The sequence below is a fragment of the Mogibacterium pumilum genome (assembly GCF_002243385.1).
In the GTDB taxonomy this organism is placed as follows: domain Bacteria; phylum Bacillota; class Clostridia; order Peptostreptococcales; family Anaerovoracaceae; genus Mogibacterium; species Mogibacterium pumilum.
Map to the genome: position 1 here is coordinate 971,662 of NZ_CP016199.1, position 1,171 is coordinate 972,832.

The following is a 1,171-nucleotide window of genomic DNA, read 5'->3' on the forward strand; positions in this document are numbered from 1 at the left end:
AGGGCTCAAATATCCTAACGATTTCTTGATTCTTTTTTCATTATACCAATGAAGGTATTTATCTAACTCACGTGAGAATTCCTCTATGGTCACATTTTTCCAGTCCTGGTTATAGAAGAACTCATTTTTTATTCGTCCAAATAAACCTTCGCAAGCAGCATTATCTGGAGAGCACCCTTTCTGTGACATGGATCTGGTATATCCGTTTATCTCCATCCTCTCAATCCAACCCGGCCAGCGATAGTGGCATCCTCGATCTGTATGAATAATTGGTTTAGATTTTGCGCCCATATTTGCAATCACATCGTCGAGCATGCCATTGACGAGATCGGCATTTGGATGTTCGCTTATTCGCCACGTGACAAGCATTCCATCAAAGCAATCTGCTGTCGGAGACAGATATACCTTGCCTGTCGGAATGGCAAACTCGCTAATATCCGACAAAAGAAGTTCATCCGGCTTCTCGCTATGAAAATTCCTCTGTACTTCGTTTGGAACAGCGGGACTGATTTCCCCTTTATACGAACTGTATTTCTTCTTTTTTCGGATTTTTACTTCAAGACCATCTTCCGAACGACTTTCTCCGATACTTTTATCCCTATCTTTTTTAGTTCTGCATGTATCCTACGATACCCATATCGGGCTTTGTTTTTCATAAATATCCGATCAACTTCACGGCGTATATGCTTATATTTATCTTCTGTTGCAAGAGCTTTTATCTGATAGTAGTAACTACTCCTTGGCAGCTTCATCTTTCGAAGCAGGACTGGTAGCGGGTACTTCTCTTTCATGGCGTCGATTACCGCTACCTTCTCCTTGTTCTTCAGGTCGTTCAAGTCGACGCCGGGGTCTTTTTTTAATACGTTGATTGTCTCCTTTAAGATATCTACTTCCAATTGAAGCTCGTACATCTGCTTTCTGAATGATTCTATTTCTTCGGAAGGTATATTCCCATCCGTATCCGGTAATTTTTCCGGCTTGATATTTTTCGTGTTCATCAGAGAAAACACACCTCCTTGAAGATATCGCTTTCGCCACACATATATGATGACACGACTGTATCCAGTCTCTTCTGATACTAATTTTACACTCTCTCCATTTTCAAAACAACGACGAAGTACTTTCAATTTAAACTCCGCTGGAGGGTTTCTGGGATGTTCGGTGGTGTTTT

The 1,171-nt window shown here is 41.2% G+C and carries 2 protein-coding genes; both read right to left on the minus strand.

The window, feature by feature from the left end:
* Window positions 1–588, minus strand: a 588-nt coding sequence (locus AXF17_RS09485; RefSeq protein WP_330398554.1) for an IS3 family transposase, incomplete at its 3' end; no start/stop codon positions are given.
* Window positions 552–1,171 (minus strand): IS3 family transposase (locus AXF17_RS09490; protein ID WP_237048999.1); only part of this gene is annotated, 620 nt, incomplete at its 5' end. The genes AXF17_RS09490 and AXF17_RS09485, both read right to left, overlap by 37 nt.